This is a genomic window from Lichenicola sp. (assembly GCF_965198575.1).
Classification (GTDB): Bacteria; Pseudomonadota; Alphaproteobacteria; order Acetobacterales; family Acetobacteraceae; genus Lichenicola.
In genome coordinates this window covers 2,784,855-2,803,531 of sequence record NZ_OZ240671.1, presented here as the reverse complement: position 1 = coordinate 2,803,531, position 18,677 = coordinate 2,784,855, and the positions used below count along the sequence as shown (strand labels likewise).

At 68.9% G+C, this 18,677-nt stretch carries 20 protein-coding genes and 1 tRNA gene; 14 read left to right on the top strand and 7 right to left on the bottom strand.

Features of this window, described 5'->3' with window-relative positions; all coding sequences use genetic code 11:
• Window positions 1-12: 12 nt before the first annotated feature.
• Complete coding sequence (locus ACOEQ2_RS12730) at window positions 13-1,221, top strand: MFS transporter (RefSeq protein ID WP_419728344.1); 1,209 nt, start codon at window positions 13-15, stop codon at window positions 1,219-1,221.
• 54 nt (window positions 1,222-1,275) lie between these two features.
• Here ACOEQ2_RS12730 and ACOEQ2_RS12725 read toward each other — a convergent pair whose 3' ends face one another.
• Window positions 1,276-1,893 carry a TetR/AcrR family transcriptional regulator gene (locus ACOEQ2_RS12725; RefSeq protein WP_419728343.1) on the bottom strand — a complete coding sequence of 206 codons (618 nt, stop codon included), beginning with the start codon at window positions 1,891-1,893 and terminating at the stop codon, window positions 1,276-1,278.
• Between the two features lie 89 nt (window positions 1,894-1,982).
• Between ACOEQ2_RS12725 and ACOEQ2_RS12720 the strand changes: the two genes are divergently transcribed.
• Entirely contained in the window at window positions 1,983-2,723 is a 741-nt protein-coding gene (locus ACOEQ2_RS12720; RefSeq protein WP_419728342.1) for an SDR family NAD(P)-dependent oxidoreductase, read from the top strand.
• Here ACOEQ2_RS12720 and ACOEQ2_RS12715 read toward each other — a convergent pair.
• The gene (locus ACOEQ2_RS12715) at window positions 2,720-3,424 is read right to left on the bottom strand and encodes a hypothetical protein (protein ID WP_419728341.1); all 705 of its coding nucleotides are present in this window, start codon (window positions 3,422-3,424) and stop codon (window positions 2,720-2,722) included. The two genes, ACOEQ2_RS12720 and ACOEQ2_RS12715, sit on opposite strands and share 4 nt — an antisense overlap.
• A 180-nt stretch (window positions 3,425-3,604) precedes the next feature.
• Between ACOEQ2_RS12715 and ACOEQ2_RS12710 the strand changes: the two genes are divergently transcribed.
• From ACOEQ2_RS12710 to ACOEQ2_RS12695, 4 genes are all read left to right on the top strand, one after another.
• Complete coding sequence (locus tag ACOEQ2_RS12710; protein WP_419728340.1) at window positions 3,605-5,161, top strand: PAS domain S-box protein; 1,557 nt, start codon at window positions 3,605-3,607, stop codon at window positions 5,159-5,161.
• 134 nt (window positions 5,162-5,295) lie between these two features.
• A complete protein-coding gene (locus ACOEQ2_RS12705) occupies window positions 5,296-5,478 on the top strand; it encodes a CsbD family protein (protein ID WP_419728339.1) in 183 nt (60 codons plus the stop codon).
• A 47-nt stretch (window positions 5,479-5,525) separates the two neighbouring features.
• The gene (locus tag ACOEQ2_RS12700; protein ID WP_419728338.1) at window positions 5,526-6,392 is read left to right on the top strand and encodes a YsnF/AvaK domain-containing protein; all 867 of its coding nucleotides are present in this window, start codon (window positions 5,526-5,528) and stop codon (window positions 6,390-6,392) included.
• Window positions 6,393-6,545: 153 nt separating this feature from the next.
• The gene (locus tag ACOEQ2_RS12695; protein ID WP_419728337.1) at window positions 6,546-6,806 is read left to right on the top strand and encodes a GlsB/YeaQ/YmgE family stress response membrane protein; all 261 of its coding nucleotides are present in this window, start codon (window positions 6,546-6,548) and stop codon (window positions 6,804-6,806) included.
• Between the two features lie 378 nt (window positions 6,807-7,184).
• Here ACOEQ2_RS12695 and ACOEQ2_RS12690 read toward each other — a convergent pair whose 3' ends face one another.
• Window positions 7,185-8,210: an enoyl-CoA hydratase/isomerase family protein gene (locus tag ACOEQ2_RS12690; RefSeq protein WP_419728336.1), complete on the bottom strand. Its 1,026-nt coding sequence runs from the start codon at window positions 8,208-8,210 to the stop codon at window positions 7,185-7,187.
• A gap of 179 nt (window positions 8,211-8,389) precedes the next feature.
• Here ACOEQ2_RS12690 and prpB point away from each other — a divergent pair, with 179 nt between their 5' ends.
• The 5 genes from prpB (at window position 8,390) to ACOEQ2_RS12665 (ending at window position 13,289) form a co-directional block, all read left to right on the top strand.
• A complete protein-coding gene (gene prpB, locus ACOEQ2_RS12685; RefSeq protein ID WP_419728335.1) occupies window positions 8,390-9,307 on the top strand; it encodes a methylisocitrate lyase in 918 nt (305 codons plus the stop codon).
• A gap of 17 nt (window positions 9,308-9,324) precedes the next feature.
• Window positions 9,325-10,953 (top strand): 4Fe-4S dicluster domain-containing protein, encoded by a 1,629-nt coding sequence (locus ACOEQ2_RS12680; RefSeq protein ID WP_419728334.1) that lies wholly within the window; start codon window positions 9,325-9,327, stop codon window positions 10,951-10,953.
• Window positions 10,954-11,018: 65 nt separating this feature from the next.
• Window positions 11,019-11,768 carry an electron transfer flavoprotein subunit beta/FixA family protein gene (locus tag ACOEQ2_RS12675; protein WP_419728333.1) on the top strand — a complete coding sequence of 250 codons (750 nt, stop codon included), beginning with the start codon at window positions 11,019-11,021 and terminating at the stop codon, window positions 11,766-11,768.
• A 2-nt stretch (window positions 11,769-11,770) separates the two neighbouring features.
• On the top strand, window positions 11,771-12,712 hold the full coding sequence (locus ACOEQ2_RS12670) for an electron transfer flavoprotein subunit alpha/FixB family protein (RefSeq protein ID WP_419728332.1): 942 nt from the start codon (window positions 11,771-11,773) through the stop codon (window positions 12,710-12,712).
• Between the two features lie 214 nt (window positions 12,713-12,926).
• Window positions 12,927-13,289: an MmcQ/YjbR family DNA-binding protein gene (locus ACOEQ2_RS12665; RefSeq protein ID WP_419728331.1), complete on the top strand. Its 363-nt coding sequence runs from the start codon at window positions 12,927-12,929 to the stop codon at window positions 13,287-13,289.
• Window positions 13,290-13,532: 243 nt separating this feature from the next.
• On the opposite strand, the gene ACOEQ2_RS12660 is transcribed toward ACOEQ2_RS12665, so the two are convergent.
• Window positions 13,533-13,607: transfer RNA gene (locus ACOEQ2_RS12660), tRNA-Gly, on the bottom strand.
• 184 nt (window positions 13,608-13,791) lie between these two features.
• On the opposite strand from ACOEQ2_RS12660, the gene ACOEQ2_RS12655 reads away from it, so the two are divergent.
• The 3 genes from ACOEQ2_RS12655 to ACOEQ2_RS12645 are packed head-to-tail and all read left to right on the top strand — an operon-like array spanning window position 13,792 to window position 15,884.
• The gene (locus tag ACOEQ2_RS12655; protein ID WP_419728330.1) at window positions 13,792-14,832 is read left to right on the top strand and encodes a tetratricopeptide repeat protein; all 1,041 of its coding nucleotides are present in this window, start codon (window positions 13,792-13,794) and stop codon (window positions 14,830-14,832) included.
• Between the two features lie 20 nt (window positions 14,833-14,852).
• On the top strand, window positions 14,853-15,629 hold the full coding sequence (locus ACOEQ2_RS12650) for an LON peptidase substrate-binding domain-containing protein (protein ID WP_419728329.1): 777 nt from the start codon (window positions 14,853-14,855) through the stop codon (window positions 15,627-15,629).
• A gap of 33 nt (window positions 15,630-15,662) precedes the next feature.
• Window positions 15,663-15,884: a Trm112 family protein gene (locus ACOEQ2_RS12645; protein WP_419728328.1), complete on the top strand. Its 222-nt coding sequence runs from the start codon at window positions 15,663-15,665 to the stop codon at window positions 15,882-15,884.
• A 47-nt stretch (window positions 15,885-15,931) separates the two neighbouring features.
• Here ACOEQ2_RS12645 and ACOEQ2_RS12640 read toward each other — a convergent pair whose 3' ends face one another.
• From ACOEQ2_RS12640 to ACOEQ2_RS12630, 3 genes are all read right to left on the bottom strand, one after another.
• A complete protein-coding gene (locus tag ACOEQ2_RS12640) occupies window positions 15,932-16,915 on the bottom strand; it encodes a hypothetical protein (protein WP_419728327.1) in 984 nt (327 codons plus the stop codon).
• Between the two features lie 107 nt (window positions 16,916-17,022).
• The gene (locus ACOEQ2_RS12635; protein WP_419728326.1) at window positions 17,023-17,535 is read right to left on the bottom strand and encodes a GNAT family N-acetyltransferase; all 513 of its coding nucleotides are present in this window, start codon (window positions 17,533-17,535) and stop codon (window positions 17,023-17,025) included.
• Between the two features lie 30 nt (window positions 17,536-17,565).
• Window positions 17,566-18,669 carry an ABC transporter ATP-binding protein gene (locus ACOEQ2_RS12630; protein WP_419728325.1) on the bottom strand — a complete coding sequence of 368 codons (1,104 nt, stop codon included), beginning with the start codon at window positions 18,667-18,669 and terminating at the stop codon, window positions 17,566-17,568.
• Window positions 18,670-18,677: the final 8 nt, after the last annotated feature.

Here is an 18,677-nt window from a genome sequence, read left to right as displayed (position 1 = left end):
TATGACCGTCGCATGCAGAGAACGACGATGAACCCGAGCCCTGCCGCGGCAACCGACATCGAGGCCGACACAAGTGCCCGCAGGTCCGGATCGCTTCGCACGCTGTTCGGCGCCTGCCTCGCCCATTTCGTGCATGACGGCTACACCGACCTGATCTACGTCCTGCTGCCGGTCTGGCAGCGGCAGTTCGGCCTAGGTTTCGCCGAGCTGGCGCTGCTGCGGTGCCTCTACTCCGGCACCATGGGAGGTCTGCAGATCCCCGCGGATGCCTGGACGCGGCGGATCGGCGGCCGGCTCGTGCTGGCCGGTGCCACGCTGGTCGCCGCCGGCGGCTACCTGGTGGTGAGCCTGCCGGGCGGACTCGCGTGGCTCTGCGTCGGCCTGTTGCTCGCCGGCGTCGGATCGAGCGTGCAGCATCCCCGCGCCTCGCTGCTGGTCTCGGAGGCGTTCGAGGCCGGCGCGCGGCGCTGGCTCGGCATCTACAACTTCGCCGGCGATCTCGGAAAATCGGCCTTCCCGGCTGCCGTGGCGCTGCTGCTGCTGGTGGTTCCGTGGCGGGGTGCCACGGCCATCGTGGGTGTCGTCGGCGTGGTCGGCGCGGCGGCACTGTGCGTCCTGCTGCCGCGCGGCCTCGTCGCGACGGTTGCCCGGGCCGGTGGCCGGCAGGGCTCCGGATCGCGCGCCGGCTTCCGCCTCCTCGTGCTGGTGGGCGTGCTCGACACTGCCACCCGCATGGGTTTCCTGCTGTTCCTGCCCTTCCTGCTGCACGCCAAGGGCGGCCACGAGACCGCGATCGGCTTCGCCTTTGCGGTGCTGTTCGCCGGCGGTGCGTTCGGCAAGGCGGTCTGCGGCTGGATCGGCGACCGGTTCGGCGTGGTGGCCAGCGTGATCGGCACCGAGCTCGTGACCGCGCTCTTGATCGTCACCGTGCTGATGCTCCCGCTCGCACCGGCACTCGTGGTGCTGCCGCTGCTGGGCGTCGTGCTGAACGGCACGTCCTCGGTGCTGTACGGCACGGTTCCTGAACTGGCGCCGACCAGCGATGTCGGCCGTGCCTTTGCGATCTTCTACACCGGCGTGATCGGATCGGGCGCCCTGGCCCCGATAGTGTTCGGGGTCATCGGCGACCATGCGGGACGCACCCCGGGCGTGCTCGCCGCCGCCACCGCCGCACTCCTGACGATCCCGGCCGTGCTCGCCATGCGACGTGCCATGAAGTAGCCGATCAGGTCGGCGCGCGGCGTCGAGCTGCCCACCCCCCGACGGCGCCGGTTCTCAGGCCGGGTCCGGCGGCCAGGCGGCCATCGCGGCGTCGGCGATCATCCGGACATGCGCCGTGGAGGCGCCATCGCGGGCCAGCGTCGACATGCCCTGGATCACCGCCACCACCAGCCCCGCCAGGGCCGTGGCGTCGGTGCCGGGGGGGAGCGCGCCGGACGCGATATCACCCGCGATCCGCTGCCGCAGATGCTGCTCGATGCCGCGCCGGATCTCGCCGAGCTCGGACTGGATCTCGGCGGATTCCGGTGAACAGCTGATCGCCGAGGTGGCGAGAAGGCAGCCCGAGGGCCTGTCCGGCCCGGTGTATCCGGCTGCGGCAGCGCTCAGCAGCTCATGCGCCGCCGCACGCGCCGTCACCGCCTGGTCGATGATCTGCCGGGCCCCCGGTCCGCCGGACAGATAGAGCCCGACCGCCTCCCGGAACAGCCGCTTCTTGTCCCCGAACGCCGTGTAGATGCTCGGCGGCGTGACCCCGAGGGCCTCGGTCAGGGCGTTCAGCGACGTCCCTTCATAGCCGTGGCGCCAGAACAGCAGCATCGCCTGGTGCAGGGCGGCGTCGCGGTCGAAGGACAATCGCCGGCCACGTTTGCGACGAACAGGCTCAAGATCCATTTCCATAGTGCTCACTAACATAAGGCTTGACCCGCGGCATCGCGCACCGTAGCCATACCGTAGTGATCGATATGGATTCGGAGGCGATCTTGGCCAGCCTTGACGGAAAAGTGGCGATCGTCACCGGATCATCGAAGGGCATCGGCGCCGGCATCGCCGAGCGTCTTGCGGCCGACGGAGCGTCGGTGATCGTCAACTACACGCGCTCCGACGGTACCGCCGACGCGGTCGTTGCCCGGATCGAAGCGGCAGGCGGCACGGCGTTCGCGGTGCAGGCCGACATCTCGAAGCCGGCCGAGATCCAGACTCTGATCGATGCCAGCCTGCAGAAATTCGGCCGCCTCGACATCCTGGTCAACAACGCCGGCATCTACCGGACCGACACGCTCGAGAGCCTCACCGCGGAAAGCTTCGACGCGCACTACGCCTTGAACGTGCGCGGACTGCTGCTGACAACCCAGGCGGCGGCGCGCGTGCTTCCCGAAGGTGGCGTGATCGTCAATATCAGCTCTGGCCTGGCGAAGAGCCCGTATCCGATGGTGCATGTCTATTGCTCGACCAAGGGCGCGGTCGACACCCTGACGCGCTCGCTGGCGATGGAGCTCGGACCACGCCGGATCCGGGTGGTGGGGGTCGCCCCCGGGTTCACCGCGACCGAAGGCAACGCGGAGTCCGCCAAGGGCATGACCGACTTCCTGGTCGCCAAGACCCTGCTCGGGCGTGTCGGCCTGCCGAAGGATGTCGCCGCGTTCGTGGCCTACTCCGTATCCGACGAGGCCGGCTGGATTACCGGCAGCACCATCGATGTCGCCGGCGGGATGATCTTCTAGACCGTCGCCGCGGTTGCCATCCGCCGCGGTCGCCACAGCAGCACCGTCGCCACGAATACCGCACCCGAGCAGGCCGTGGCGAGCGGCAGGCCCGGATCGATCCACGGCGCACGCACCCAGTAGTCGCCCGCCGTCGTCCCGGCCGACCGCACCGCGACGATGCCCGACCAGTAGGCCAGCCGGCCCGACCACTGCGAACCCCGGCCGGCAGCCAGGACGACCACCATGATGGGCCCGAGGACCAGCGTGCCGCCGCCTGGCCCGAGGCCGAAGCGGTCCGCCACACAGTCGCCGATGGCGGTGCCGAGCGTGCCCGCGGTCAGCATCGCCGCCCAGTACCAGCCATCCGCGACCAGCCGATCGCGGCCTGCTCGCACCAGCTGGCCCCCGACCAGCAGGCACAGCAGGACCGCCAGCCCGAGGATCACCCAAGGATAGGCGACATGCATGTCGTGGGTCAGCAGGTCCGCGAGGTTGGTCGCCGCGGTCCGGACCACGATGATGCCGGCCCAGTAGCAGCCCTCCCCCGTCACGCGGCGCTGCAGGAGCAGGATCGCCGCCATGAGCAGCGCCAACGGGAACAAGCCCTGCCAGTGGCCGAGATGCAGGTCGTGCGCCACGAAGTCGCCGAGGTTGGCCCCGAACACGCTGGCGAGCGAGATCGCCACCCAGTAGCGCAGACCCAGCTCGGGAAGCGTCATCCCGCGCGCTATCGGTGCACGCCACGTGGCTGGTGCCGTCCTTGTCATCCCGTTGCGTGCCTCATCCGACCGGCAGGGATATCGGCGGTTCAGGCGAACGGATGCAACCGCCTGTCGCGGTCGTGAACCGGAGTGCCGCCCGGTCGTTGGAGACTGATCGCGGAACCGGGAGGGTCGGCCATGTCGGGGAGCATTCCCAGCCAGCACGCGCGGTACCGCTACCTGCAGCAGATCATCGCCCGCATGAGCGACGGCGTGATCCTGATCGAGACCGACGAGAGCCTCGTCTGGGCCAACGAGACCGCGCTCGAGATGCACGGCGTCAGCAGCATCGAAGGCCTCGGCGCCACCGTCCAGGAGTATTGCCGGCGCTTCGAGCTGCGGTATCGCAACCGCCATCGCATGTCGGAGGGATGCAGTCCGATCGAGCGGGTGATGGCGGGCGAGACGTTCGACGAGGTGGTGGTCGACGTGACGCCCGCTGGAGAGAAGGACTCGCGTTGGACGCACCGCATCCGCAGCCTGGTGCTGACCGACGATGAGGGCCAGCGCGACCTGCTGGTGCTGATCCTCGATGACGAGACCGAACGCTACAACGCCGAGGAGCGCTTCGAGAGCGCGTTCAACGCCAACCCGGCGCCCGCCCTGATCGTCCGTCTGCGCGACCTGCGCCACATCCGCGTCAACCAGGGCTTCCTGGACATGACCGGCTGGGCGCAGGCGGACATCGTCGGCCGCTCGATCTACGAGGTGGACATTCTCGAGGGTGCGGCCAGGCGCGAGCTGGCGATCGAGCGGCTGCAGGCCGGCCGCACCGTGCCGCAGATGGAGGCGATGCTGCAGCTTCCGAACGGTGGCGAGAAGAGCGTCATCGTGGCCGGCCAGCCGATCGAGATCGGCGAGCTCAAATGCATGCTGTTCACCTTCGCCGATCTGGACGGGCGTCGCCAGGCCGAGGCCGCCCTGCGACGCAGCGAAGAGCGTTTCGAGCTGGCGTTCCGCATGGCGCCGGTGCCGACCGCCATCATGGTGTGGAAGGACTGGCGGTTCCTGCTGGCCAACGAGGCATTCGCCCGCGAGACCGGCCATGCCGCCGACGCGATCGCCGGCGCCACCGCGGGCAGCCTGTCGCTCTGGCGCGACCCCGAGACCACGACGATGCTCGACCGGCTGCTGCGCCGCGACGGGCGCGTGTCCAATCTTGCCCTGGCCCTGCGCACGCAGTCCGACGAGACGCTCGATTGTCTGGTTTCTGCCGAACTGGTCGAGATCCGCGAGCAGAGTTGCGTGCTGCTGGTGGCGCAGAACATCGTCGCCCGGCAGCGCTCGAAGCTCGAGGTCGCCGAGGCGATCGCCGCGGTCATGCAGGATACCAGCTGGTTCACCGAGGCGGTGCTGGACAAGCTCGCGCGCCGGCAGACAGGAAGCCCGGACCTCGATGCAGCGACCGCCGGCGACCAGGAGAACGCCTCCGCGACCGCAGGGACCACCTCGCTGGCGTCCCTGCCGCCGCGGGCCAGGGAGGTTCTCGGACTGGTCTGCCAGGGGTTCGACGACACCGCGATCGGCGACCGGCTTGGGCTCTCGCGCAACACGGTGCGCAACCACGTCGCCAGCCTGTATCGCAAGACGGCGGTAGATAGCCGCGCGAAGCTGGTCATCTGGGCCCGCGAGCGGGGCGTCATGGGTGCGCCGATCGACCTCGCCTCGCGCCGCCGGGCCAGGAACACCGGCTGATCCTGCTGAGCCAGCCGGAGTAGTGCGCCGGCACCAGTCCGGGCATTGCCGGGTGAACCCGCTTCGACAACCACCGGACCGGCCGGCTGTTTTCCTCCTGCATCGGGCGATCGCCCGGCAACCGGAGGAAGATCATGGACAACGATCGCATCAAGGGCGCCGCCAACCAGGCGAAGGGCTCCGTCAAGCAGGCTGTCGGGAAGCTGACCGGCGACCAGAAGACGCAGGCCGAGGGCACTGCCGACAAGGCGGCGGGCAAGGCCCAGAGCGCCGTCGGCGGAGCCAAGGACACGGTCCGCGACACCCTGAAGCAGTGATCCCGGACCAACACCGCAATCAGCCAGACCCAGACGGAGCACATCCAATGAACGAGGAAACCATCGTCGCGATCTACGACACGCCGGCGCATGCCGACGCCGCAGTGCGCGACCTGCAGGATGCCGGCGTATTGCCCGATGCGATCGCACGGCATGGCGCCGACGCCGGCACCGCGCCCAGTGCCGGCACACCGACGCGGGAGCGCGGCTTCTGGAGCAGCCTGTTCGGAACCGAGCCTGATCACGACACCACCGTCTATGACCGCAGCATCGAGAGCGGCTCGAGCATCGTCACGGTGCGGGTGCCGGTGGAACACGTGGCCCGCGTCACCGACATCCTCGACCGGCACAACCCGATCGACATCGACGAGCGCGCCGCCGGATATGGCGTCGGCCGCGCATCGTCGGACACCGCGGCGACCCTGCAGCCGGTAACCCTGCCGAACACTGCGGGACTTGCCGAGCCTGGTCTCGCGCCGCTGACCGGCCGCAGCCCGCGCGACACCGCATACGCCGGCGAAGCCGACCGCGACGGCGTGTACGGCAGTGGCGAGGCGGTGATCCCGCTCTCCGAGGAAGAGCTCTCGGTGGGCAAGCGGACCGTCGATCGCGGCACCACGCGGGTGCGTCGTTTCGTGGTCGAGACGCCGGTCGAGCAGGACGTGACGCTGCATTCCGAGCGCGTGACGATCGAGCGCCGCCCGGTGACCGGCCGCACCGCCACGGCTCCGGAATTCACCGATCGGGTGATCGAGATGTCGGAGACCGACGAGGAGGTCGTGGTCAGCAAGACCGCGCACGTGGTCGAGGAGGTCGTCGTGCACAAGGACGCCACCGACCGCGTCGAGACGATCCGCGACACGGTTCGCCGCGAGGAGGTCGAGATCGACCAGGACCGGACGGCGGGCCGATAAGGTTCGGGACGGAACCGCAACGTCGCGGCGACGTCTAGCGAGCAGGCCGACGCCGATCGACCCCGCAGCGGGCCGGTCGGCGTCGGATGAACAACTATTGTCTCGAGGACCTGCCGATCGGCGGCGGTCCAGGCATCTCAAGGGCGGAAACACATGTCCATCATCGCATGGCTGATCCTGGGTCTCATTGCCGGCTTCATCGGCAGCAAGATCGTCAACAAGACTGGCGAGGGCGTGATCCTCGACATCATTCTCGGCATCGTCGGCGCATTCGTCGGCGGCTTCCTGTTCTCGACGTTTGGTGCGGCGCCGGTCACCGGCCTGAACATCTACAGCATGGTCGTGGCCGTCGTCGGTGCGGTCATCGTGCTGGTGCTCTACCACGCCGTCGTCGGTCGCCGCGCGATCCGCTAATGGCTGCTGCCGCGGTCTCGCAACGGCCGCGGCAGCTTTCCCTTCATGTCCGCCCACGGGATCCGCCACCGATCCCTCGCCCGTCGGTCTTCTGGTCGATCCGGCGCCCTGACCCGGTATTCGTTTCTTGGCGGCCCCAGCAGGCTCACCCCGGACCGAGGCCTTCGATAGAGAATCCCTGCGTTCTGCGGACGCCGGCACATGGTGACCGCCGGGGAGCCGATCGACTGATCCGCCTCTTCCAGTCGATCGTTCGAACGGTTCTGCGCAGCCGGCCTGGTTCAGCCTTCGCAACGGCCGCAACCGCTGGAATGTGATCATCCCGGTCTCGTGCGCCCTCCTGTCAGGGTGGTCATCGGCGTTACGCCAACACGGATTTCAGTCGAACAGCCCCGGCACCACCGCGGGGAAGCTGTACGGTCCCGCCGGCTGCCATGACGGGGTACGGTCCTTGTCGATAATCGCGGCACGGATGCCTTCGAGGAAGTCGGGCCGGCGCATGAGGCCGGTCACCAGGCGGTATTCCTGCTCCAGGCACGGCTCCAGGCGGCCAAGGCGCCTCCCGTCCCGCAGTGCCCGCAGCGTCACCGCCAGGCTCGTCGGGCAGTTGCCGGCGATCCGGCGCGCGGCGGCTTGTGCGCCGGCATCGGGGTGGTTCCGCAGCGCTGCCAGGATCGCCGGCACGTCGTCGGCGCCGTGGCAGGCAAGGATCCAGTCGGCCGATGCAGCGAGCCGACCGGGAGCCGGCGGGCTGGCATGGTCGGCGACGCAGGCCTCGATAGCGGCCGCATCGTCGCATGCCGTCAGGGCGTCGATCAGCGCCGGCAAACGATCCGCGGCCACGTGCCGATCGGCCAAACCGCAGAGCATCGCATCGGCGGCCTCGATGCTCTCGCCGGTCAGCGCCAGGTGGGTTCCGAGCTCGCCCGGGGTCCGTGACAGCAGATAGGTCCCGCCGACGTCGGCCAGCAGGCCGATCCCGACCTCGGGCATGGCGAGCCGGGTCCGCTCGGTGACGATGCGCACCGAGCCATGCGCCGACAGCCCGACGCCGCCACCCATTACCACCCCGTCCATCAGCGCGACGTACGGCTTCGGATAGTGGGCGATCCTGGCGTTGAGCCGGTACTCGAAGGCCATGAAGCGGTCGGCGGCTCCGGGATCACCGGTCCTGATGCTGTCGGCGAGTGCCCGAAGGTCGGCCCCGGCGCAGAAGCCGCGCTCGCCGGCACCGTCGATCAGCACGGCACGGATGTCGGCGTCGCCATCCCAGGCATCGAGTGCGCCGGCGACGCTCTGCAGCATGCCGAGCGTCAGGGCATTGATCGCCTTGGGCCGCTGCAGCGTGATGCGGCCGATCCGGCCCTGCCTGCGGACCAGGACATCCGCGTCGCTCACAGTCATGCCCGCCCTCGCCCGTCGTGCCGGTCGCCACGATAGGGCAGCCTCCGGCACGCAACCAAACGCCCGGAGCCGCCCTTGCCCAGTCCGCCGGTTTGCCGCTCGCGCACGCCCGACCTAGTTTGACCCCCGGAATTGCGGCTGGCTGCCTGTGCAACGCGCCGCCTCGCCGGGGAGGACCGATGCCGTATCTGCGCGCTGCCGACATGCCCGAGGAGCCAGCCGGCGATCGCTTCCGCCAAGTGCTTGCGCGACCCGGCATCCTGCAGATCCCCGGGACTCATAACGGCCAGGCCGCTCTCCAGGCGAAGGCGGCAGGGTTCGAGGCCTGCTACCTGTCGGGTGCGGCGATGAGCGCCTCGATGGGGCTGCCGGATCTCGGCATCATCACCGTCGACGAGGTCGCCTTCTTCATCCGCCAGGTGGCGCGCGCGTCCCGGCTGCCGGTGCTGGTGGACGGCGATACCGGCTACGGCGAGGCGCTCAACGTCATGCACATGGTCCGCAGCTTCGAGGAGGCCGGGGCGGCGGCAGTGCATCTCGAGGACCAGCTGCTGCCAAAGAAATGCGGCCACCTCAACGACAAGCAGCTGGCCACGCCCGGGGACATGGCCGCCAAGGTGGCCGCGGCTGCCAAGGCGCGTCGCCACCTGTTCGTGATCGCCCGGACGGACGCCGTGGCGTCCGAGGGGATGGACGGCGCCGTCGCCCGTGCCGAGTTGTACATCCAGGCCGGCGCCGACGCGATCTTCCCGGAGGCGCTGACCACGCCGGACATGTTCCGCGAGTTCGCGCGCCGGATGCCGGGGGTGCGCTTGCTGGCCAACATGACGGAGTTCGGCCGCACGCCGTTCTTCACCGCCCAGGAGTTCGAGTCGTTCGGCTACGCGATGGTGATCTGGCCGGTGAGCTCGCTCCGGGTGGCCAACAAGGCGCAGTCGGAGCTGTACCAGGCGATCCGGCGCGACGGCGGCACGCATGCGATGCTTGACCGGATGCAGACCCGTGCCGAGCTCTACGACACGATCGACTATGAAGAGTACGAGGCGCTGGACGCCTCGATCGTGCGGACGGTGATCCCGACCGGCACGATCTCGTAAGGGAGCAGGCAGCGTTCATGACTGAGACTGTGCGCGAGGCGATGGAGTTCGACGTCGTCGTGGTGGGTGGCGGCCCGGCCGGGTTGGCGGCGGCGATCCGGGTCAAGCAGCTGGCGCCGGATGCGGCGGTCTGCCTGCTCGAGAAGGGTAGCGAGATCGGCGCGCACATCCTGTCCGGCGCGGTGATCGAGCCGCGTGCGCTGGACGAGCTGATCCCCGACTGGCGCGAGAAGGGTGCGCCGCTCGACACGCCGGCGACCCACGACGAGATGCTCTATCTGACCGAGCGCCGCCAGTTCCGGCTGCCGACGCCGCCGCAGATGAACAATCACGGCAACTACATCGTCAGCCTGGGCAACGTCTGCCGCTGGCTGGCGACCCAGGCGGAGGAGCTCGGCGTCGAGATCTATCCGGGGTTCTCGGCGGCCGAGCTGCTCGAGGAGGATGGTCGCATCGTCGGCGTGGCAACCGGCGACATGGGCATCGGCAAGTCCGGCGAGCCCGGCCCGAACCACGCGGTCGGCATGGAATTGCGCGCTCCTTACACATTGTTTGCCGAGGGCTGCCGCGGATCGCTGAGCAAGCAGCTGATGGCGCGGTTCGACCTCCGGCGCGGCATCGACCCGCAGACCTACGGGCTCGGCATCAAGGAGCTGTGGGAGGTGCCGGCGTCGCAGCACCGTCCGGGCTTCATCCAGCACACGCTCGGCTGGCCGCTCGACCGGCGCACCTATGGCGGCTCCTGGCTGTACCACTTCGGCGACAACCTGGTGTCGTACGGGTTCGTCGTCGGGCTGGACTACGCCAACACCTGGCTGTCGCCGTTCGACGAGATGCAGCGGCTGAAGACCCACAAGGCAGTGCGCCCGCACCTGGAGGGGGGCAAGCGCATCTCGTATGGCGCCCGGGCGCTGTCCGAGGGCGGCCTGCAATCGGTGCCGCGGCTGACCTTCCCCGGCGGCGCGCTGCTCGGCGACGCCGCCGGCTTCCTGAACGTGCCGAAGATCAAGGGCACCCACGCCGCAATGAAGTCCGGAATGCTGGCCGCCGAAGCGGTGGCCGAGGCGCTGGCGGATGGTCGCCCGGCCGAGCCCGTCAGCTTCACCCGGAAGGTGCGCGAGAGCTGGCTTTGGGGCGAGCTGCGCGACGTGCGCAACGTCAGGCCGGCCTTTGCCAAGTACGGCCAGCTCGGCGGCTTCGCGTATTCGGCGATCGACACTGTACTGCTGCGCGGCCGGGCGCCCTGGACGCTGCGGCATCCGCATGCCGACCACGAGGTGCTGGATAGTGCCGTGAAATCCGATCCGATCGTATATCCGAAGCCGGACGGCCGCCTGACCTTCGACAAGCTCTCCTCGGTGTTCCTGTCGAACACCAACCACGAGGAGGACCAGCCGGTGCATCTGAAGCTGCGGGATCCGGCGCGCTGGAAGACCGTCAACTGGGACGAGTTCCGCTCGCCGGAGAGCCGCTACTGCCCGGCCGGGGTGTATGAGGCGGTGGATACCGACACCAACCCGCGGTTGCAGATCAACGCGCAGAACTGCGTCCACTGCAAAACCTGCGACATCAAGGATCCGACCGAGAACATCGACTGGTCGGCGCCGGAGGGCGGTGGCGGCCCGAACTATCCGGGCGGGATGTAAAGCCCGTCCGAAATCCTGTAATCAGACCGCCCGAAACGGCTGTTCCTGTGAGTGAAGCTGGACCGATGAAGCTGCTCGTCCCTGTCAAGCGCGTGATCGACTACAACGTGAAGCCGCGGGTGAAAGCCGACGGCTCCGGGGTCGAACTCGCCGGCGTGAAGATGTCGATGAACCCGTTCGACGAGATCGCCATCGAGGAGGCGGTGCGGCTCAAGGAGAAGGGCGTCGCCACCGAGATCGTGGCGGTCTCGATCGGCGTGGCGCAATGCCAGGAGACGCTGCGCACCGCGCTGGCGATGGGCGCCGACCGCGCGATCCTGGTGCAGACCGATGCGGCACCCGAGCCACTCGCGGTGGCCAAGATCCTGAAGGCGCTGGTCGAGCGGGAGGCCCCGCAGCTGGTGGTGATGGGCAAGCAGGCGATCGACGACGACATGAACGCCACCGGCCAGATGCTGGCCGGTCTGCTCGGTTGGGCGCAGGGCACCTTCGCCAGCCGGCTCGAGATCGCGGACGGCACCGCCACCGTGACCCGCGAGGTGGATGGCGGGCTCGAGACCATCGCCATCACCCTGCCGGCGATCGTCACCACCGATTTGCGCCTGAACGAGCCGCGCTACGCCTCGCTGCCCAACATCATGAAGGCGCGCAAGAAGCCGCTCGAAACGCTGGCGCCGGGCGATCTGGCCGTCGATGTCAGCCCGCGTTTGACCACGCTCAACGTGTCCGAGCCGCCGGTGCGCAAGGGCGGCGTGACGGTGGGATCGGTGGCCGAACTGGTCGCCAAGCTGCGCACCGAAGCCAAGGTGATCTGACCATGACCGCTCTCGTTCTTCTCGATCACGCCGACGGCCACATCGTCCAGGCCTCGCGTTCCGCCGTCGCTGCCGCCTCGAGCCTGGGTGAGGTGCATGGCCTGGTGGTCGGGCACGATATCGACGCGATCACCAAGGCCGCCTCTGCCATCCCCGGGCTGTCGACGGTGCTGGTGGCCGACGGTGAGCTGTACGCCCGCCCGCTCGCCGAGCCACTGGCGGCACTGATCGTGTCGCTGGCCGGCCGCTACGACCACCTCCTGGCGCCGGCAACGGCCACCGGCAAGAACGTGATGCCGCGGGTGGCCGCCCTGCTCGACGTGCAGCCGATCAGCGAGATCATCGCCGTGGTCGATGCCGAGACCTTCGTCCGGCCGATCTATGCCGGCAACGCGCTGGCGACGGTGCGCTCGTCGGACGCAAAGAAGGTGATCACCGTGCGCGCCGCCAACTTCGACCCGGCCCCGGCCGAGGGTGGCACGGCGGCGATCGAGGCCGTTGGTGAGGCTCCACAGGCGCCGGCGGTATCGCGCTTCGTCTCGGCCGAGCTGTCGAAATCCGAGCGCCCGGAGCTCGCCTCCGCGCGGGTGGTGATCTCGGGTGGCCGCGGCATGCAGAACGGCGAGAACTTCAAGCTGCTGGATCCGATCGCCGACAGCCTGGGTGCGGCAATCGGCGCCTCGCGTGCGGCGGTGGATGCGGGCTTCGTGCCGAACGACTACCAGGTCGGCCAGACCGGAAAGATCGTGGCGCCGGACCTGTATGTGGCGATCGGGATTTCCGGCGCGATCCAGCATCTGGCCGGCATGAAGGACAGCAAGGTCATCGTTGCGATCAACAAGGATGCCGACGCGCCGATCTTCCAGGTTGCCGATTACGGCCTCGTCGCCGACCTCTTCACCGCTGTCCCGGACCTCGCGGCGGAGCTCCAGAAGGCAGGCTGAGGCACCCTTCGCGCGCTTGACCGGCGGCCTGAACGATGCGGCGGGTGACGGTTGGCGCGCCTGGAGCTCCGCCCCTGGTCGTCGGCGTGGCCAATCGTCAGGTGATCGGCGCGCGTGCGGCGGGAATGGCCAGCGAACGCGGAAGAGCTGAGCCCTGATGGCCGCCGCGTTCGTCCGAGGTGCGGAACGTCTGCAAAGGGCTGCCTGAGACGATATGGATTGCAATGAATTCAACGTGTTCTGTGGGGCATTCCCCGCCAGCACGTATGTGGTCCAGTGGGGCGGATCGCATGTCTGGAAGGTCGATGGCAAGGTGTTCGCGATCGGCAGCTTCACGGACGACGAGCCGAGCTTCACGTTCAAGGTCAGCGAGATCGCATACGAGATGCTGAGGTCGCAACCGGGCTTGCGTCCGGCGCCCTACCTCGCCTCGCGCGGCCTGAAATGGATCCAGCATTTCGCAAGGCCCGGACTGTCGGACGAGGACCTTCGGGACTACATCCGCCAGTCTCGCGTCATCATCTCGAATGGCCTGTCGAAGAAGCGACGGATCGAACTCGGGATCGAGGCGCCATAGCCCACACGGCCGGGCCAGGCCGAACCGAGTCGATTGAGCGTGGTATGCGATGCCCGTCGCCATCGGTCCGGATGTGTCGATCCGGCAACTCCCCGAATGTCGACGACACGCACCTGGCTGACGCTGCTGCTACGAGATGTGAGAGCTCGCGGCGCGGTGGGCGCGATGCGGCCTGCGGGTGTGACGCGAAAAAGGCCACTGTCCCGCAGCCGTCTCACACACTGTGCTGTAGAAAGGAAAACCTGGAGCGGGCGATGGGATTCGAACCCACGACCCCAACCTTGGCAAGGTTGTGCTCTACCCCTGAGCTACGCCCGCGCTCCGCGGTGGCCGGCTTTTAGGGCGGTTCCCGAAGCGACGCAAGGGGCTACGTGCGACTGATCGACCGGTCCGTGCACATCGCGAACCACCACCGCTCGAGCTTGCGCCCAAGGCACCGGACGACAATGTTATCCGTCGAAAGGCGCGGCGAACGTCGCGCGCAGGCCAGGATCACCGACCCATGGATTACATCATCGGCCAGCCCCGACCAGGTCAGCCCGGTGTGAGCAGTCGCGCCGCAAGTGCCCCGGGAACCGCCAGGCCGGCCGCCGCGGCCCCGATGGAACCCGGCATGATCGGCGCCGGTGCGCCGCCGAACGGAGCCGCGGACGCCGACATCATCATGGATAGCGACCAGCGCACCTTCATGGCCGACGTCATCGAGGATAGCCGTCGCGTCCCGGTGCTGGTGGATTTCTGGGCGACCTGGTGCGGCCCCTGCAAGACGCTGACGCCGGCTCTGGAAAAGGTCACCCGCGCCGCCGGCGGTCGCATCAAGCTGGTCAAGATCGACGTCGACGCCAACCGCGCCCTGGTCTCGCAGCTCTCCCAACTCGGCCTGCCGCTGCAGTCGGTGCCGACGGTCGCCGCGTTCTGGCAGGGCCAGATCCTGGATTTGTTCCAGGGCGCGCTGCCTGAGAGCGAGATCAAGCGCTTCGTCGAGGCTCTGCTGAAGGCCGCCGGTGGCGCGATGCCGTCCGCCGACCTGCTCGCCGATGCCCGCGCAGCACTCGACGAGGGTCGCGTCGAGGAAGCCGCGGGTGCGTTCTCGGCGCTGCTCGAGCAGGAGCCGGAAAGCCCGGAGGCCTGGGGCGGGCTGATCCGCAGCCTGCTGACGCTCGGCGACGAGGACCAGGCCAGGGCAGCACTCGCCGAGGTGCCGCCGAAGATCGCCGATCACGCCGAGATCGCCGGCGCCCGTGCCGCGCTCACCCTGGCCGAGGAAGGCCGCAAGGTCGTCGATGCGCTGGACGGCATCCGCAGCCGGCTCGCCGCCAACCCCGACGATCACGCCTCCCGCTACGAGCTTGCCACTGGCCTGAACGCGGCGGGCGAGCGGGCCGAGGCGGCAGACGCGTTGCTCGAGATCCTGAAGCGCGATCGCAGCTGGAACGAGGGTGCCGCCCGGTTGCAGCTCATCAAGTTCTTCGAGGCCTGGGGCTTCGATGATCCCGCAACGATGGCCGCGCGCCGCAGGATGTCGGCACTGCTGTTCAGCTGAAGTCGCCAGGAGAGCCGCCAATGACCCGCCAGACCGCCCGTCGTGTTCCCCGCCTGATGGATCTGCGGATCGGCGGATTGCCGTCCGAACTGCCGGTCTTCCCCTTGGCCGGTGCGCTGCTGCTGCCGGGTGGCAAGCTGCCGCTCAACATCTTCGAGCCCCGCTACCTGGGACTGATCGAGGACGCTCTGGCCGGCGATCGGCTGTTCGGCATGATCCAGCCGAACGATCACCCCGCGGACGCCGAGGACGAGGACGACCAAGAGAATGCCGAAGACGACGACCGCGACCTGAACGCGCCGTCGATCGCCGCCCGGCGGGGGATGGCCGAGGACGTGCCCCCACCGCTGTTCGCCGTGGGATGCGTCGGCCGGATCGTGTCGTTCGCCGAGCGCCAGGACGGCACCTGCAGCGTCACCCTGACCGGCCTGGCACGATTCCGGATGCAGAACGAGCTGGCCGGGACCCGGGGATACCGCCGCCTGCTGGTCGGCTATCGCGGCTTCGAGCGCGACCTCGAGCAGGTCGGCGACATCGATTTCGACCGCGAGGCGCTGCTCGGATCGCTGCGCCGGTATTTCGCCCATCGTGGCTTCGAGGCGCGCTGGGAGGCGGTCGAGCAGATGGATGACGAGACGCTGCTGACCACGCTCAGCATGATCTGCCCGCTGCCGCCGGCGGAGAAGCAGGCCCTGCTGGAGGCGCCGACGCTCGCCGACCGGGCCCGCACGCTGCAGGCGCTGCTGGAAATGGCTGGCCACGAGACCGAGGATGGCGGCACATCGCACGCCGTCTGACCGCCACGCCGCCAAGTGCTACGAGGAACCACGATGACCGACACACTGCCGCCCGCTCCGCACGAAGCGACCGCGCGTCCGGCACCGCTCGACCCGCGGCTGCTCGAGATCCTGGTGTGCCCGATCACCAAGGGTGAGTTGGTGTATGACCGCGATGCCGGCGAGCTGATCAGCCGCCAGGCCGGACTTGCCTTTCCGATCCGCGACGGCATCCCGATCATGCTGCCCGACGAGGCCCGCCAGATCACCGAATAGGCCGGCGCCGGCCTGCAGCCTGGCCTGGCGCCAAAGGTCGTGCCTACCTACTCCGGCGCACCCGTGTTCGCCCGGTCGACCGTCGCGGATGACGGCACCGCCTCCGGATGCTCCAGCAGTGGCTGCATTGCCGTCATCCACGCTGCATAGCGCCCGGCGAAGTGCTGCATCCGCGGATCGGTCATCGCCACCGCGGGCGCCCAGCCGCCGAACGGGCCGCCCTCGGGTGCCCCGTTGGCGAGTGGATCGAAGAAATAGGTCGTCTCCCGCCAGCCATGGCCAGTCGAGGCGTAGAACGTGCCCCGGACCATCACGGTCGGAAACTGCCGGCCATCCGCTGCCATCGTCTTCAACGCGACCGGCAAGGCCAGCGGGTCGAGCACCATGTCCCAGGTCAGGTGCGGAAACGTCGCCTCCGCGATGAACCAGCACTCCTCGCCCTGCTTCGAGAACGGCCGCACCACGAGGCGTGCATACCGCCGCGGATACGCACACATCGGGTTGGCGACCGGCGTGCCACCGGGGAACGGCCCATGCCTGACCAGCACGAAACCGGTCACGTCGTGGCCGTCGAGGCGCGCCATCAGCATGCCGATCCCAGAGCTCGGGCGCTCCAGGTCCCGTGCCACCGACACCACCGTCCAGCGACCCGGTGGCAGCGGCACGTGGTCCCGCCGGAACGCGACGGAGCCGGCATAGACATCAGGCGTCAGCGGCGCCTCCGTCTTCGCCAGCGCGTTCTGCCGGGCGATGGTGGACATCTCGAACGGCGGCACGTCGAAGTACGGCGCCTGGCTGTTCTTCCACTCCGCAGCGCGTTCCTCCTCGGTCATGTGGATCGGCGGCCTGGGCGGGACCGGCAACGGCGCGTACTGGCCGCTTGCCTCGGCAAGGTCCGGCCCGAGCCGCACGGCCGGGGCGCCGGACTCCGACGCCATCGCCATCCGGGGCGGCCACACCCGCCCTGCCCCGGTCCAGGCCACCGTCACCAGCATCACCGCCGGCAGAAGCCGGACGACCCCGATCGCCATGCCGCAAAGTCTCCCCCGGGCCTGCGCCCGCCCTGTGGTAATCATCGCCCGATCGCCCGCCATATGCGACGGCCATCCGTCATCGGGCGAGCCGGTCGCCCAGGGGTTCAAGCGGGTGGGCCGAGGCGGAAGCCCGGGTGATAGGTCACCTCACCGCCCTGCCCATCCAGGGCGCCGGCTTTCAGTTCCAGCGCCATGAAGGCGTCGCCGCCGCGGAACGAGGTGCGCAGGTGGCGTGCTCGCGCGGCCGAGAAGCCGAAGCGCGGATAATAGGTCGGATGGCCGAGGACCAGCACCGCGTCGATGTGCAGCCTGCGCGCGGCCTCGAGCCCGGCAGCGACCAGGCGGCTGCCGACACCTGACCGTTGCAGGCCAGCCGTTACCGCCATCTCGGCCAACGCCAGCGCAGGCACCGCCCGCCCATCCACCTGAACGCCCAGGTCGGCGAACAGGATATGGCCGATCAGCACGTCCTTCTCGGTCGCGACCAGGATGATCGGCGCCACACCGGCCGCGCGCAGCTCGTCGATCAGCTCCGCCTCGTACTCGCCGACGAAGGCCTTGCGGTAGAGCCTGCCGGCTGCGGCCCAATCGCCCGGTAGTTCTGGACGGATCTCCACCGGCGCCCCCTTGCCAAGGTCTCGTCGGGTTCAGGCGGCTGCAGTCTGCAGCGCCTGCTTCTGGATCGTCAGGCCGTCGGCGCCGAACAGGTGGCAGCCGGTGTATTCGACCGCCAGCTGCACATGCTGGTGCATCTCGACCGGAGAGCTGCCTTCGATCTGCACGATGAGGTCGTCGCGGCCCTCTGCGCCCACATGCAGCAGCGTCAGGCCGCCGAGCCGCTCGACCAGCATCACCTCGCCGGTGATCTGCCCGGCCGGGTCCAGCCGCAGCGCTTCCGGACGGATGCCGAGGGTGAGCGCAAGCCCGTCATGCAGTCCGCCGGTGTCGGCGGGCAGCAGCACGCGGGCACCGGACGGCAGCGCCACCTCGACGCTGCCGGGCCCGATACCGGACACCGTCACCGGCAGCATGTTCATGCGCGGCGACCCGATGAAGCCGGCGACGAACAGGTTGGCGGGGTTGTGATACAGCTCGAGCGGAGAGCCGACCTGCTCGATGCGGCCGGCCTGCAGCACGACGATCTTGTCGGCCATGGTCATCGCCTCGATCTGGTCGTGGGTGACGTAGATCATGGTGGCGTTGAGGTCGTCATGCAGCCGCGAGAGCTCGATGCGCATCTGGCCGCGCAGTGCGGCGTCGAGGTTGGACAGCGGCTCGTCGAACAGGAACACCTTCGGATCCCGCACGATGGCGCGGCCGATCGCCACGCGCTGGCGCTGCCCGCCCGAGAGGTCCTTTGGTTTGCGCTCGAGATACGGCCCGAGCTGCAGGATGCGCGCGGCTTCGGCGACCTTGGCGTCACGCTCGGTTTTCGGCACCTTCGCCAGCCTGAGCGCGAAGCCCATGTTCTGCGCCACCGTCATGTGCGGGTAGAGCGCGTAGGACTGGAACACCATCGCCAAGCCGCGATCGGCAGGCCCCACCTCGTTCACCCGCTTCTCGTCGATCATCAGCTCGCCGGAGGTGATCTCCTCGAGGCCGGCGATCATGCGCAGCAGCGTCGACTTGCCGCAGCCCGACGGGCCCACGAACACGACGAACTCTCGATCCACGATGTCGAGGTTGATCCCCTTGATCACCTCGACCGGACCGTAGGCTTTCTTCAGGTTGCGAAGGGACAGCGTGGCCATGGGGAGGC